The sequence below is a fragment of the Chryseobacterium subflavum genome, assembly GCF_055762745.1.
Genome location: NZ_JBVTMR010000001.1, coordinates 592779 through 608787, shown reverse-complemented (window position 1 = coordinate 608787; position 16009 = coordinate 592779). Strand labels below are relative to the sequence as shown.

The following is a 16009-nucleotide window of genomic DNA, read 5'->3' as shown; positions in this document are numbered from 1 at the left end:
ATGTAGAAACATAAAATTTAAACAAATTTTAAGATTTTCCATTTCAAAGCTTTAAATATTTTCAATTCAGGCTTATTAATCCTCTTAATATTCAGATCTTTTTAAATTAATCAATAATTAATTCTCTAATTAAAGAATTATATGAAATTTTTCATTATTTTTATTTCTACACAAACATTAAATATATACTTATGAAAAAATTAGTAACTCCCTTCAAGGTTTTTGCCTTGGCAATGGTGCTGTCTTTAACAAGCTGCCAAAATGAAACAACTGAAGTACTTCAGGAAAATACCGCAAAAAAAGAATCTGTTTCCGATTTGAAAAAAGTATTAACTCCCTCTTCTCAAACACTTCCCGATATTGTTCAAACACAATTGAATGATTCAAAGAAAAATCTGGAACAATACCTTAAAAATGATCTTCAGATTACCGGAGTTTCAGTTTTAGGAAAGCTGTCTGATGCAAATGGAATTTCCATTTCTCAAAACCTCATTTCAGATAAAAATACTTATGTGGCGTTTGGTAATATTACAGACCCGGCATCAGTAAAAATAGGCAAAATGACAAATTTTAATTCAGGAGATGAACTATCAGTTGCCCAACAAAGCCTGAAGGATGTCATTAGTCAGGAGGTAAAACCAAATACAGAAGTACTTGAAATTATATGGAACCATAAGGGAGAGCAATTTACTTCATTATGTTTCTACAATACCAGCGGAATTATCTGGGATAATGTGTTAGGAGGACTGGTAATGATGGATAGAGGAAGTAACGTAGTAGCCTCTACTGACAATCAGGCAAAGGTACTTTCGAAGTGGTATAAAGAATGGTGGACGGCAAAATGGCTATGGGGATCCAAGAGAGGAGAAATCGGATATAAGATCACGATTTATTATAATGGATCTACCGTATCTAATACTGATGTAAGTGATTGGGGCAATATCAGTTTAGGAAAAGCAAAAAGCGAAAGCAAAATATTAAAGAGAACCGGAGCTTACGGACAATGCAGATATGCACTTGGATTATGTACACCGACAGGTTCTTTAAGCTTTAATTCAAATAACTTTACCGTATCATTTTCCGGTTTGGGAAGTAATATCGTAAGTAACGGAACCAAGTCCCTTTATCCTTAATCAATACATAGCTAAAAAATAAAGCAGGATGTCATTATTAATATCCTGCTTTTTTATTTAAAATAATTTACTTTTTAATTTCTCTATTTTTCTCGAATGCATAATATGAAATAACCACACTTACAGCCATGAGAAGGAAAGCTAAAAAGAAAGGTGCTCCTGAAAACTTAAATGGCGCCTCATCATGGGTAAAGTAATAAAACAGGTTTGTCATCATAGGAGGGCCTACAATTGCCGTAGCACTCATCAGACTTGTTAAAGCGCCCTGCAATTCTCCTTGTTCATTAGAAGGGACACTTTTTGTAATCACAGATTGAAGTGCAGGACCACAAATTCCTCCTAAACAATAAGGAATAAGGAATGCAAACATCATCCACCCTTCTGTAGCAAATGCAAACAATAACATTCCGATGGCATACAAGGCCAATCCGTAATAAATACTTTTCTGCTCTCCTAATCTTGGAGTTGTCCAACGGATCAAACCTCCCTGTACAAGTCCGACCAATAATCCTACTGCTCCGAGAGATAATCCAACCATCCTTTCCGTCCAGCTGAATTTATACATCGTATAAAAACTCCAGTTGCTCTGTACAGCATGACCTGCAATATAAATCAAAATTAAAGACACGATCAATCCTGAAATTTCAGGATGCTTACCTAAAAACTTAAATGATCCCACAGGGTTGGCACGCTTCCAGCTGAATTCTCTTCTCTTATCTTTATCTAAACTTTCTGGAAGAATAAAATATCCGTAAAGAAAATTGAGCAGGCATAAACCGGCCGCAGCGTAGAATGGAACTCTTGAGCCATAATGCCCCAGAACACCTCCCAGCACAGGTCCAATAATGAATCCCAAACCAAAAGCCGCCCCTATCAGACCAAAGTTTTTAGCCCTGTCCGCGTCAGTAGAGATATCAGCGATGTATGCACTTGCAGTGGTTACACTCGCTCCTGTGATTCCGGCTATAATTCTTCCCAGGAATAACCACCAGATACTTGGAGCTAAAGCCAGTAAAACATAATCTATTGAAAATCCAAAAAGCGAAATGAGGATAATGGGTCTTCTTCCGTATTTATCACTGAGATTTCCTACTACCGGGGAAAATATAAACTGTGTAAACGCATAGGCGAAACCAAGCCAGCCACCATATTTTGCGGCCTCACTGATGTCTGCATGAATCAGTTCCTCAATTAATTTAGGAACAACGGGAATAATGATCCCCCATCCGGTGATATCAATCAGGAGCGTTATAAAAATAAAGCTCATGGCGGCTTTTTTCCTTGAATTTTCCATAATTGTGCAAAATTAATGAAATATAGAAGTATAATGATTCTAAATTGTGAAGATTTAATAATGATAATTGATTATCAAGGATTGAATAGTAGGTCGGACTTACAGCTTAACATTTAATTATTCAAACAATTTTCTTTCCTTAGATTTAAACCAATAAAAAAATAGCCTTTCGAAATGAAAGGCTATTTTTTTATTTATTGTAGTATAATTATTTTGAAGCAAGGACTTCTTTATTCGAAGTCGTTTTTCCATGTACTCCTTCTTCTTTCCCTGACTTAAGGAAGTCATAAGCAATAGCCGAAGCAACAAATATGGATGAATAGGTACCGAAACCAATACCAATTAGCATCGCAAACATAAATCCTCTCAGATTATCTCCACCAAAGATAAAGATTGCTAAAATTACAAGGATTGTGGTAAATGAGGTATTGAATGTTCTACCCAATGTACTTGAAATTGAATCATCAAATAAACCTGCCAATGTTAAAGATTTCTTCTCTCTCAGATATTCCCTGATTCTATCGAAGATAATCACGGTGTCATTGATTGAGTACCCTAATACGGTAAGGATTGCAGCAATGAAATCCTGGTTGATTTCCATATTGAAAGGCATGAATTTATGCAGCAATGAATAAGCTCCCAGAATGATAATCGCATCGTGGAACAATGCAGCAACAGCACCCAGAGAGAATTGCCATTTTCTAAATCTGATAAGGATATAGATAAAGATACCTCCTAAAGCAGCAACAACTGCAAGAATACCGTGGGTTTTGATGTCATCTGCTACAGTAGGACCTACTTTCTCAGAAGAGATAATTCCGGCATGGTCTTTATCCGCAGATTTAAAATCGTGAAGCGAGATATTAGCCGGTAAATTCCCTTTTAATCCTTCATATAATTTTTGCTCAACAGTCTGGTCAGCCTTAAGCGATTCATCATCAATAAGGTAATCTGTAGAGATTTTCAATTGTTTAGAGTTACCAAAGGTTTTAGCCTCAACAGAAGAGTTCTTACCATCTTCTGTTTTAAACATTTTTACCAGATTCTGTTCGATATCTTCAGCATTAACATCTTTATCAAACCTTACTACGTAGTTTCTACCACCAGTGAAGTCAATTCCATACTTAAATCCTTGAGTTGCAATAGATCCGATGCAGATAACAGTTAATATAGCAGAAATGATATACGCATATTTTCTTTTCCCAATAAAATCAATCCACGTATTTCTGAACAGATTTTTCGTCGGAGCTGTCCATACAGAAAGGTGTTTTCCTTTATTTAATCTGTTGAAGATCATTACTCTTGAAAGCAATACAGAAGTAAATAAAGTCATTGCAATACCAATCATTAGTGTTAAAGCAAATCCTTTAATAGGTCCCGTTCCGAAGAAGAATAACACCACTGCCGTTAGGAATGTTGTCGAGTGACCATCAATAATGGCATTTAATGCATGTTTGAAACCATCTTTGTAGGCCTCCAAGATACTTTTTCCGGCAAATAGTTCTTCTTTGGTTCTTTCGTAGATAATTACGTTCGTATCCACAGCCATTGCCATTGTAAGAACGATACCTGCAATACCTGGAAGAGTAAGCGTAAAGTCTCCGGAATCCATAATTCCGAAAATGTAGAATAAGTTAATAACCATTGCGATTACAGCGTACACTCCAGCACCACCATAATAGAAAATGATATAAACGATGATGATTAAAAATGCAATAGCGAATGAGATCATCCCTGCATTAATAGATTCCTGTCCTAGAGACGGTCCTACCTGTGTAGCCTGAACTACTTTAGCTCCTGCCGGTAATTTACCTGCTCCTAAAACGTCTACCAGTTCTTTAGCTTCTTCCTGAGAGAAGTTACCGGAGATCTGAGTTCTACCGTTAGGAATCGCATTTACTACGTTCGGTGCAGTATATACCCTGTTATCAAGAGTTACAGCAACCGGTTTATTAACGTTTTTCTCTGTTAATGTTTTCCATTCTTTAGCCCCTTTAGAATCCATCTGCATATCAACTACTACTCTTCCCAGCTCATCATAGCTGATGTTAGCAGTTTCAACAGCTCCGTCTACTGGTGCTTTTTGGTTGATGTTTCCTCTTATGGCATACAATACAAGGCTCTCAGCATCTGTAGCTTCTGGTTTGTACCCCCACATGAATTGGGTATATTTAATGTTAGCCGGACGTAATGCCTGAGCCACTTTGCTGTTTAAAATTTTATTTACAACTGCAGTATCAGACAATTTAATGTTAGCAACTCCGTTGGTTCTTAACTTGTCTAAATGTAAAAGGTTCATGAAGTTCACATTCTTTGCAACTCCCATAGAATCTCCTTTTGCTGCAACCACACTTGTTAAAGTCTGAAAATAAGGTGCAATTTCAGGAACCTGCTGTACTTCCCAAAACTGAAGTTTTGCTGAAGTCTGAAGCATTTTCTTTACTTTATCGATGTCTTTCATACCAGGCATTTCAACAGAAATTCTCGCTGTTCCCGGTACTCTCTGAACATTCGGCTGTACAGCCCCCATTTTATCAATTCTGGTTCTGATAACCTCAAAAGCAGTACCTACAGAAGCATCAATTCTTCTTTTAACGATACTTTTTACCTGCTCATCAGTAGTATTATACTTAATCTCTGTAAGATTAGTGTTTCCGAATATTTCCGGATCTGCAAGTTTAAGATTGGTTCCTTTTGCTTTGTTTATAGCATCAAACTGATCGAAAAAATTATCTACATAAGATTTAGTAGAATTCTTCTGAACCTCATCAGTTTTATTTAAAGCTTCGATTAGAACAGGATTAGAAGAGTAATTCGTTAAATCACTCACCAAATCTCTTTGGTTGATCTCCAAAAGAACGTTGATCCCTCCTTTCAAGTCAAGACCAAGTTTCATTTCTTTGTCTTTCGCTTTAGAATAATAAAGCTTCGTATAACCAAGATTAAGAGTATCTTCCTTTATTCGTTTGATCTCTTTCTCGTTTCCGTTCGCAGCTTCAATCTGCGATTCAATTTTGCTGGCGTACCAGGTTGGTATAAGCTCATTTAAGCAAATCAACCCCAGTACAATAGCAACAATTGTAATAAGTCCTTTTCCTTGCATTTTGTTATAACTACGTTAAATTAAGTCGGCAAATATAATGATTTTCTTTATATTTTATGAACTTTCAATAACAGAAATGGTTTATTTTCAGATATATCGACAATATGACTTCCATTTAAGATTTATCAATTTTAAAAGCTTATTTTAATGAAGTTTATAAAGTTTAATTGGTATGAAATTTTCATTATGAATACAATACACTAAATATCAAAATATTATGAAAATTTTACTTTTTGTGATAGGGATTTTTTCTTCCCTATTTCTTAATTCCCAGACAATTAATCTGGTAGAATTTGCCACCGGGCTCACGAGTCCGGTCGAAATTACAAATGCCAATGATAGCAGGCTTTTCGTAGTACAACAGAACGGAATCATTAAAATTATTCAACCTTCCGGGACTATTAATACGACTAACTTCTTAAACATTAGCAGCAAAGTTTTGTATGGTGGAGAAAGAGGACTTTTAGGATTGGCTTTCCATCCCCAGTATGCAACAAACGGTTATTTCTTTGTATATTACAACAATGCAACCAACGGAAACATTACTGTTGCCAGATATACCGTAAGCAGCACTGATCCGAATGTAGCCGATGCAAGCTCTGAAAAAATAATACTCAATATTCCAAAACCTTTTGATAATCATAATGGAGGAAGCATTCATTTTGCGCCTGACGGCAAATTATGGGTGGTAACCGGAGACGGAGGTAGCGGTGGAGACCCCAACAATAATGCACAAAACAAAAACTCACTGCTGGGTAAAATGCTGCGCCTCGATATTAACTCCACCAATGCTTATAATATACCTCCTGACAATCCATTTGTGGGTATTGACGGAGCAGATGAAATATGGGCATATGGCCTTCGGAACGCCTGGAAGTTTTCCTTTGATCTCACCACAGGAAATGCCATGATTGCAGATGTGGGTCAGGGACAGATTGAAGAAATCAACAAAAATCCGATTACCCAGGCTGGAATTAATTATGGATGGAGATGTTATGAAGGAAATACGGCCTATAATACCGGTGGATGCGCAGCCGCTTCAACAATGACTTTTCCGGTTGCCGTATATGACCACTCTGGTGGAAAATGCTCTATAACCGGAGGTTATGTTTACCGTGGAACTCTTTATCCGGCATTACAGGGAAAATATTTTTTCGCAGATTATTGCTCCAACCAGATCGGAATGTTGAGCTCTGATAATTCCATAACATGGACGACATCCTACTCTGGAAATGGTTTCTCAACTTTTGGACAAGATAATCAGAATGGTCTATATGTTGCCGGTGTTAATAGCGGAAAGATTTACAAAATTACAAGCGGAACACTCTCAACACAGGAAAATAATAATTTAGCTAAAATAAGGGTATATCCAAATCCTGCTTCTAAAAAAGTATTCATTGACGGTATTAAAGGCCAGAAATTTTCAGTAGAGATCATTAACTCTGAAGGCAGGCTAATGAATCAGCTAAAAATTGGTAATGATAACAGTATTGATATTTCAGGTCTTAGCCCGGGAGTATACTACATCAATTTAAAGTCAGGAGAATTAAAATCCTATAGTCAAAAGCTAATTATTCAATAATGTTAACGAAAGCCTCAATATCATTACATTGGGGCTTTCTTATAAAAACACGCAGTTCCTAAAGCTAGAAGTGGAATTAAAATCAGCAGTCTCTGAACTAAAGAAAAACGCTCCACTTCATCATCCAGTAATTGACTCGGAACTAACGATACCAATGCAATTGCAAGAGCAGCAAGCAAAATTTCAGGTAAGGATAATTTTTCAGAAACATCGACTGAAACATTGTACCCGGAACTGAGAATCCAATAACCCAGAAACAAAATCATGAAAGGAAATGACCATATCCTGTAAGTGTCATAGGCAATAGCATGAAGCCCTAAGGGAATTAGAATAACAATAGCAAACAATAGCAAAAGATACTTGTTGGCCTTTTCAAACTTCCTGTAAACAACATACATCATAAAGAGAATGGGAATCCCAAAAAATATTGAGCATTTGGAAACAAATACCCTTTGAAAGAAATGCGGACTCTCATCTTGTATATAGTCTGTAAATTTTACAGTATAAGCAGATGCTACAGAATCGGCAACTTTTGCGTTTATAAATTCTAAATGATCCAGATAATTAAAAATCATTTTATGATAGTTTGACCCGCTCATTTCCTGGTAGGCTGACACTCCAAAAGTAACAGCAAGCGGTAATATAAGAAAGAAGCTGATCCTCTTTATTAAATGGGAATTTAAAGTGTCTTTAAAAGAAATTCTTTCTCCACTTACTCCATCCACCACCAAAGCAAAGCAACAGATAGGGAGCATCAGGAAAAATGAAACCTCATGTATAAGAATGCTAATAGAAGCAACTAATGATGCCAGCAGAATCTTTTTCTTCCTGAGAAGCCATATAACTAAAATGGTTAGCAAAAAGATGATATGATCCAGGTACCCTATAAGATGGGCCGTAAATATGATATATTGAGATAAAAAAAAGGTCAGATAAAATACAAGAGTGTAAACATCCCCTTTGTTCCGGATTGTTTCTTTACTAGCCATAAACAACAACAATCCATATAGCAACAATATTATAAAAACAGATAAAACAAATATGTTCTGTTCATTTTTCTCTACAAATAATCCCAAAAAACCTCCGGCAAATCCTCTTTTTATAAACCCGAATCTATAATCGAGCATCCAGTGAGCAACGGACCATTGATTGGGAAACCTTATCGTTTTTAAGACACTAAAAACAAGTGCATATGTATAGACAATAATGAAAAGAACTTTTCTATTCATCTATTAAATAGTCATAGAGAAAATCCTGGTTTCAGGTTTATTTCGCATCATTCTAAGATCAAACACCATGGCTACATTTCTTGTAAACGCTCTTCCCTTTTCTGTAATCTTGATCTGATGATCTCTGATTTCAACCAGTTCATCTCTTTCCATTTCCTTAAGCATCTCCAAAGCATTTTCCAGTTCCGGGAAAGAGTTTTGGATATCCCATGTCGTTTCCAGCTGACACATAAGGTTCAAAATATGTCTTCTTACAATTAAATCTTCATGATTAAGGATGTGACCCTTTACCACCGGGATCTCTCCTTCTTCAACGATTTTCTGGTATTCTTCAACCGTTTTTACATTTTGAGCGAAAGCATACCAGGAATCTGAAATTGAAGACATTCCAAGTCCCACCATCAATTGCGTTTTGCTTGAAGTATATCCCATAAAATTCCTATGCAGCTTTTTCTGAATTAAAGACTGATAAAGGTCATCATGCTCCAGGGCAAAATGATCCATCCCAACCTCTATATATCCCAGTTCCTGCAATAAGCTTTTACCATCTTCGTAGAGTTTTCTTTTTTCCTCTCCGCTTGGCAGGTCATTTTCATCAAAACCTCTCTGTCCTACTCCTTTTACCCACGGAACATGCGCATAGGAATAAAAAGCCAGCCTGTCAGGCTTCAGTTCCAGTGTTTTACGAATCGTGTATTCCATTGCATCCCAATGCTGGTGAGGCAGCCCAAAAACCAAATCGTGGCTTATTCCTCCATATCCTATCTCACGGGCTAATTCGGTTACTTCCTTTACTTTTTCAAAAGGCTGTATCCTGTTGATTGCTTTCTGAACTTTCGGATCGTAATCCTGCACGCCGAAACTTACTCGTCGGAAGCCAAGATCATACAAAGTCTGAAGATGCTCTCTTGTTGTATTATTGGGATGTCCTTCAAATGAAAACTCGGGATGTTCTGCAATATCTACAGTAGCAAATATTCCTTCCAGTAATGTCTTTAAATTCTTAGGAGAAAAAAAAGTAGGCGTTCCCCCTCCTAAATGAAGTTCTTTTAATTTAGGTTTTTCATCAAAAAGTTCAAGATAAAGCTTCCACTCTTTCAAAACACTTTCAAGATAAGGTGTTTCAACACTATGCTGCTTTGTAATACGTTTATGACATGCACAGAAAGTACATAATGCTTCACAAAACGGCAAATGGATATAAATAGAAATTCCCTCACCTGAGTTACTTTCATGGAAAGATCTTACCACACTCTCCTTCCATTTTTCAGGAGAAAAGGTGCTTTCGTCCCAATATGGAACAGTAGGATAAGACGTGTAACGTGGTCCGGGAATATTATATTTATCGATTAAAGAGTTCATCTAAAAATTTTAAATTTTTATAAATTGAATAAAATTCACATAAGAATTTCATTCTGCAAAATTAGCTATAACTTATGAATTTTAAATCATGAATTATATTAGGGTTTGTTTTCGAAATTTATAATCAGTCTAAATACCCTTCACAGGCTCTAAATACAAAAAATAAAGCCTTAAAATATTCAATAACCTAATTGTATCCAAAATCACTCAAAGGTATACCGAAGAAAATAATAATGGGTAATAAAACTACAGATATCCTCTATACCAAAAATTTAAAATTTTAATTTCATCAGCTGGATCTTGTCTTTACCCGCAAAGGCAACGGAATTTTGATCAATCCACTCACACACGTATAAGTTTTTTTCATCAGAAATTTTCCTCCAAGTTTTTCCAAAATCTGAAGAATAACTGATATGCTGATCTCCTACTGCTATCATTTCTTTTCCTTTGGATCCCGGTCTAATTTTTACACAGGTAGTATAGCCTGCGTTCGCACCTGACGCCTGAATCTGCCAGGTTTTTCCCCCGTCATTAGTCGTCGCTATGTTATTGATGTTCTCTTTCTGTTTGGTATAATCTCCTCCGACTGCAACTCCAAACCGGTCATCATAAAAATCTATAGAATACATTCCCTGCGATGGCTCACCCTGAATAAATGGTGTAGTAAAAACATCAAACTTCTCCGTTTTAAGATCTAACCTCAGAATTCGGGAAGCTTTACCTCCTGTTGCGATCCACATGTATTTTTTAGTTGAAGCAATGTTTGTATTACTTGCTGCAAAAGCTGCTTCCCCACTGTTTAATGAAATTTCATTCTTTAGCAAATCCCATTTCCCATTTTTAAAAGCAACCAATTTAAGGCGATTACTTAAATCCGAATCACTGAAAGTAAAAGCAAGATGATCATCCACAAAGTGTAAAGCATCATAAAATGCAGTTTTCACCGTATCCTTATACACTGTTTTTGACTGCATATCCTTTTTATCAATTTTAAAGAAATAAGCAGGACTTCCAACATTAATAGCATAAAAATCATTATTGTTCTGAGCCAATGTTCTGAACTCTAACTTCTGATCCGATAATGAAATCTGTTTTTGATTTTTAAAATTTTTAAGATCAACAAAACCAAATTTGGAATCCGTACCCGCATACCAGATTTTATGATCCCAGACCTGGAGCGCTCTTATGCTAATTTTATCATTAAAAATTGTTTCCATGTTTACTTCCTGGGAAAATGTCAATATTCCCAAAAAACAAAATACACATGCTAGAATATTTTTCATAAAAATTTAATTTGGTGAAGACAAAAATAAAAAATCCACAACATTCTGTGGATTTTTTATTTTTATTTTTATTCTTACAAATCTAGATCAGGTTTTTCCAGTGGCTCTTGTTCCGCTTTAAAGGTTTCTCCATATCCTCCGTTTTGTAATTTGGAATTTCTTTTACTATAAAGGAAGTAAATAATAAATCCGATGATCAACCATGCGAAAGAATACATTTTAGCCTCTCTACTTAAATTAAAAATCAGATAAACATTAATTAAAATTCCAAGACAAGCGATTAATGGCAATGCCGGAACTTTAAAGTTTCTCTGCAGATTAGGTTCTTTAACCCTCAACACCCAAACAGCTACACAAACCATAGTGAAAGCAAATAAAGTCCCGAAGCTCGTCATGTGAGCAAGATCATTGATCGGTGTTAAAGAGGCAACTACAGAAATTAAAATTCCCAAGATAATTAAGTTCTTGGTTGGCACTCCTGTTTTTGGATTTACTTTTGAAAAAGTTGCTGGGATCAATCCATCTTTAGACATTCCAAGGAAAATTCTTGATTGTCCCATGATCATTACCATCAATACTGAAATCAATCCAACAGTTGCTGCAATTGTAATGATGTAACCAGCCCAGGCTTGACCAGCAATATCAAATGCATAGGCAACAGGAGCTTTGATCGCATCAGGATATTTCCCTAAAGGATTGAAATCCGTATAATGCATCATACCCGTTAATACAAGAGACACCAATATATATAAAAGTGTACAAATGATCAAAGAAGCAATAATAGCAAAAGGAACATCTTTTTTAGGATTGATTGCCTCTCCTGCCTGAGTCGACACCGCATCGAATCCTACATAAGCAAAGAAAATTGCAGAAGCTCCAGCAACAACCCCTCCTATACCATACGCAGAATGGGAAACCCCATTTTCAGTAATAGTAGTCGCTTCAGGAATGAAAGGAACCCAGTTATCCGTATTGATAAAGAAAATACCGGCAATAATAACAAAAATGATTGCTGATACTTTAAGCATTACAATAAAGTTATTCGCTTTTGCAGCTCCCTTTGTTCCTCTCACCAAAATAGATATAACAAATAATACAATCAAAAATGCAGGTAAGTTCATAGAAAAACCGGAATTTCCGGCTGCCCAATAAGTCTGGGGGTCAGTAGTAAGCCATGTAGGCAAATGCAATCCGAACATTTTAAGGAGTTTTCCAAAATAACCGGACCAGGATACGGCGACCGTCATAGATCCCATTGCATATTCTAAAATCAATCCCCACCCGATAATCCAGGCAAAAATTTCCCCTACTGTTCCATAAGCATAAGCATAAGCCGAACCTTCTACAGGAAGTATGGAAGCAAATTCAGCATAACATAAAGCTGCAAATACACAGGCAATTCCTGCAATTACAAAGGAAAGTGCTAATGCAGGACCTGCATTATAATAAGCTCCTGTCCCGGTAAGTACAAAAATTCCTCCTCCGATAATTGCTCCGATTCCAATAGCTGTAAGACTCCATTTTCCTAAAACGCGTTTCAGCTCACTTTTCTTAATATCAGCTTCATAAGCGCTCATTGGTTTCTTAACCCAAATTTTTGACATATTTTATTGTTTATTTAAGATTTACGAAAGTATAAAAAATTTACAAATACTAACAATTATTGACAAACTTTCATTATTAAATTTATATTTAAGGATATAAAAAACTGATTAACATACCATTCAACTCATTTTTCATCAATATTGAATTTTTGCTTATTTTTGAACACATTTGAACATATGAATCTATATGACCTCTTTGTAAAACCGTATGAAGACTATACAACCTTACAAATTATGCTGGAAAGCGCAGGAACTTTTTTCGGCATCCTCAGTGTCTATTTCTCCATCAAAAAAAATATTTGGGTATACCCCACTGGTATTATTTCGACCCTTATTTATGTTTATATTCTTTTTAACTTCGGATTGCTGGGCGATTGTATGATCAACATCTACTACACTGCTATGAGTGTTTACGGATGGATTTTATGGGCAAAAAATTCAGAAGATAATGTTCATGTGGAAGTTTCATGGGCAACCAAAAAAGAATGGATCTTTGCCAGCATCCTGTTTGCAGTTAGTTTATTACTCGTTACTTTTATATATTATTACAAACCTTACATAGATAATCATTTTTCCATGACAGGTGCTAATTTAGGATTGTATCATCTTGATTGGGTAAATTGGCTTGATGTATTTACCACATCCATATTTTTAGTAGGAATGTGGTTTATGGCCAAACAACGCATTGAGAACTGGATTTTCTGGATCATCGGAGATTTTATTTGCATGCCTATGATGATTTTTAAAGGACTTGGAATCACTTCGGTTCAATATTTGGTATTTACTATAATGGCGATCATAGGATTCGTCAAATGGAAAAAAAGTTATAAAGAAAAAAGAAAGATAAAGTCATGAAAAATTTATTAAAATTAACGTTTAGTTTTTTCACTATAGTTAGTTTAACTTCTTGTTTGGCATATTCTGACGGATATGCTGGTGGTTATGGAGATCCATATTATAATAACGGTTATTATTATGCTCCATCAGGATACTACGGAAGTGGCGGATATTATGGCAATGATGGATATTACTATAGAAATGATATCAATTATTATTACGATAATGGTGCTCCTTATTATTACTATGGGAACAATAATAACAGAAGAAGGGTTTATGTAGAAAGAAGAAGCTCTACAATTACTTCTCAGAGACCTAATAACGGATTGCAAAATACACGTACCAATAACAGTAATTATAACAATAGTAATTACAATAACAATAACGGATATAATAACAGAAACAACGGAAATAGCGGTTTCAGAAATAACAACTCCAATAGTCAGAGTAATCAGGGCAGCGGATATAGAAATGTTCCTCAGCAAAATACTCAAAGACCTCAAAATAACAGCGGTTTCAGAAGTAACAGTTCATCCAACTCTAATAGTCCAATAAATACAAATAACGGAAGTGGATTTAGAAGTAATAATACTCAGCAAGATAACTCTAATCGATCAGGCGGAAGCGGATTCAGAAGATAATCATTCTAAATAATAAAAAACGGGCAGTATTTACTGCCCGTTTTTTATTTTAATATACTAATTTTGTTTGTTTATTTTAATGTAAAGAAAGTATGGAATTTTATAAATATCAAGGCACTGGAAACGATTTCGTAATGGTAGATAACAGAGATCTGCAATTTCCAAAAGACAAAGCAATTATCGAAAAGCTTTGCGACCGACGTTTTGGAATTGGAGCGGATGGTCTTATTCTTTTAGAAAATGATGAAAAGTATGATTTCAAAATGGTGTATTACAATTCCGATGGTGGAGAAAGTACCATGTGTGGAAACGGTGGTAGATGTCTTGTTGCGTTTGCTTTTTTCCTTGATATCTTTGAAGCCAAATGTAAATTTATTGCTATAGATGGAGAACATGAAGCAGAAATCCATAATGGTATCATCAAATTAAAAATGATCGATGTTACCGACATTTCCAATGACGGAGCAGATTCTGTAATGGATACCGGATCTCCACATTATGTAAAATACGTCGAAGATTTGGTTACCTACAATGTTTTTGCAGAAGGAAACGAAATCAGAAATTCAGAAAACTATAAAGAAAAAGGTATCAACGTCAATTTTGTTGAAAAAATTACCGATGATGAAATTTTCGTAAGAACCTATGAACGAGGCGTTGAGGATGAAACATACAGTTGTGGAACAGGAGTTACTGCATCTGCTTTAACCTTTCTACAAAAAAACAATCTAATCTCTGTAAAAGTTAAAACTTTAGGTGGAAACCTTAAAGTGTATGCTGAAAAAAACGGAAATTCTTTCCAGAATATCTGGTTGGAAGGACCGGCAAAACAAGTTTTTAGAGGTAAGGTTGACTTGGTTTAAAAAAAAAGACAACTTTTAATCAACTATTAAATAATGAAAAAAACTATTCTCATTATCATACTGCTTGTTGTAGCGGTAGCAGGATTTTTTGGGTTAAGATTTTATAATACATATTACGGTAACAACGTAGAAAAAGAAGGATATGTTTTAATCCCTCATGGAGCAAGCTTTAAGCAGGTTCTTGATTCTATCGGACCGTATATACAAAATAAAGAGTCGTTTGAAAGAGTAGCAAAGGATAAGGATCTGGAACAACATCTCAAACCGGGTCGTTACCACATCCAGAATGGAACAGGAAATACGAATATTGTCAATATGATCAAAGCGGGAAACCAGACTGAGAATACCTTTAGAATAGGAGATTTTGGTGATATGTATCAAATGATCGGTAAAGTCACAAAAAAAACGGAGCTGGATTCACTCAGATTTGTAAAAGATTTTAATACCATTGCAACTGAAAAAGGATATACCAGCGCCGAAGACCTGAAAAAGTATTTTTTTATCGATTCATATAACTTTTTCTGGACAGTAAGTCCTAAAGATTTTTTTAAAAGATTTGAGGATCAATATAATGGTTTCTGGACAAGTGAAAGAAAAAACAAAGAACAGCAGTCCGGGCTAACAAGAGATCAGATTTATGCACTTGCCTCTATTGTCTATAAAGAATCCGGTGGAAAAAAAGATGAAATGAAAACTATCGCAGGACTATATTTAAACCGATACAGAAAAGGAATGAAATTACAATCTGATCCTACGGTGATCTATGCTATTAATAAGCAGACAAATTTTAAAGAGCCAATCAAAAGGGTTTTATATAAACATCTGTCTACACCCTCTCCATACAATACATATGCTAATCCCGGTATTCCTCCCGGCCCGATATGTATTGTAGATAAGAACTCTGTAGACGCAATACTTAACGCAGAAAACAACAATTATATATATATGTGCGCTGATCCGGCAAGGTTTGGCTATCACAAATTCACGGCAAGTGCTGAAGAGCATGCAATCAATGCAAAAGCTTATCAAAACTGGCTTAATTCAAAAAATATAAAATAAAAAGCAAATTTAACTTTATTTT

At 35.5% G+C, this 16009-nt stretch carries 12 protein-coding genes; 6 read left to right on the top strand and 6 right to left on the bottom strand.

The annotated features are described in order from the left end of the window. The first annotated feature begins 191 nt into the window (after positions 1 to 191). Positions 192 to 1133, top strand: a complete 942-nt coding sequence (locus tag AC0INN_RS02725; RefSeq protein WP_306611565.1) for a hypothetical protein — start codon at positions 192 to 194, stop codon at positions 1131 to 1133. 67 nt (positions 1134 to 1200) lie between these two features. Here the strand turns inward: AC0INN_RS02725 and AC0INN_RS02720 are convergent, their stop codons facing one another. Both AC0INN_RS02720 and secD read right to left on the bottom strand, forming a co-directional pair. Continuing rightward, a complete protein-coding gene (locus AC0INN_RS02720; RefSeq protein ID WP_172277839.1) occupies positions 1201 to 2427 on the bottom strand; it encodes a TCR/Tet family MFS transporter in 1227 nt (408 codons plus the stop codon). 208 nt (positions 2428 to 2635) lie between these two features. Further along, a complete protein-coding gene (secD, locus tag AC0INN_RS02715; RefSeq protein ID WP_172277837.1) occupies positions 2636 to 5530 on the bottom strand; it encodes a protein translocase subunit SecD in 2895 nt (964 codons plus the stop codon). A 217-nt stretch (positions 5531 to 5747) separates the two neighbouring features. Between secD and AC0INN_RS02710 the strand changes: the two genes are divergently transcribed. After that, positions 5748 to 7112 carry a PQQ-dependent sugar dehydrogenase gene (locus AC0INN_RS02710; protein ID WP_306611562.1) on the top strand — a complete coding sequence of 455 codons (1365 nt, stop codon included), beginning with the start codon at positions 5748 to 5750 and terminating at the stop codon, positions 7110 to 7112. A gap of 23 nt (positions 7113 to 7135) precedes the next feature. Here the strand turns inward: AC0INN_RS02710 and AC0INN_RS02705 are convergent, their stop codons facing one another. The 4 genes from AC0INN_RS02705 to AC0INN_RS02690 form a co-directional block, all read right to left on the bottom strand. After that, entirely contained in the window at positions 7136 to 8341 is a 1206-nt protein-coding gene (locus AC0INN_RS02705; protein WP_306611560.1) for a hypothetical protein, read from the bottom strand. Positions 8342 to 8344: 3 nt separating this feature from the next. Beyond that, complete coding sequence (gene hemN, locus AC0INN_RS02700; protein WP_172277832.1) at positions 8345 to 9703, bottom strand: oxygen-independent coproporphyrinogen III oxidase; 1359 nt, start codon at positions 9701 to 9703, stop codon at positions 8345 to 8347. Positions 9704 to 9975: 272 nt separating this feature from the next. Next, the gene (locus tag AC0INN_RS02695) at positions 9976 to 10986 is read right to left on the bottom strand and encodes a glycosyl hydrolase (protein ID WP_306611558.1); all 1011 of its coding nucleotides are present in this window, start codon (positions 10984 to 10986) and stop codon (positions 9976 to 9978) included. A 74-nt stretch (positions 10987 to 11060) separates the two neighbouring features. Next, positions 11061 to 12590: an APC family permease gene (locus tag AC0INN_RS02690; protein WP_273647541.1), complete on the bottom strand. Its 1530-nt coding sequence runs from the start codon at positions 12588 to 12590 to the stop codon at positions 11061 to 11063. A gap of 177 nt (positions 12591 to 12767) precedes the next feature. Between AC0INN_RS02690 and pnuC the strand changes: the two genes are divergently transcribed. The 4 genes from pnuC to mltG all read left to right on the top strand — a co-directional run bounded on the left by pnuC (position 12768) and on the right by mltG (position 15987). Continuing rightward, positions 12768 to 13445, top strand: coding sequence for a nicotinamide riboside transporter PnuC (gene pnuC, locus AC0INN_RS02685; RefSeq protein ID WP_273647540.1), 678 nt, complete (start codon positions 12768 to 12770; stop codon positions 13443 to 13445). Then, complete coding sequence (locus tag AC0INN_RS02680; protein ID WP_273647539.1) at positions 13442 to 14068, top strand: hypothetical protein; 627 nt, start codon at positions 13442 to 13444, stop codon at positions 14066 to 14068. Before pnuC ends, AC0INN_RS02680 begins: the two co-directional genes overlap by 4 nt. Before the next feature lie 92 nt (positions 14069 to 14160). Continuing rightward, complete coding sequence (gene dapF / locus AC0INN_RS02675) at positions 14161 to 14928, top strand: diaminopimelate epimerase (RefSeq protein WP_306611555.1); 768 nt, start codon at positions 14161 to 14163, stop codon at positions 14926 to 14928. Between the two features lie 33 nt (positions 14929 to 14961). After that, a complete protein-coding gene (gene mltG, locus AC0INN_RS02670; protein ID WP_273647538.1) occupies positions 14962 to 15987 on the top strand; it encodes an endolytic transglycosylase MltG in 1026 nt (341 codons plus the stop codon). Positions 15988 to 16009: the final 22 nt, after the last annotated feature.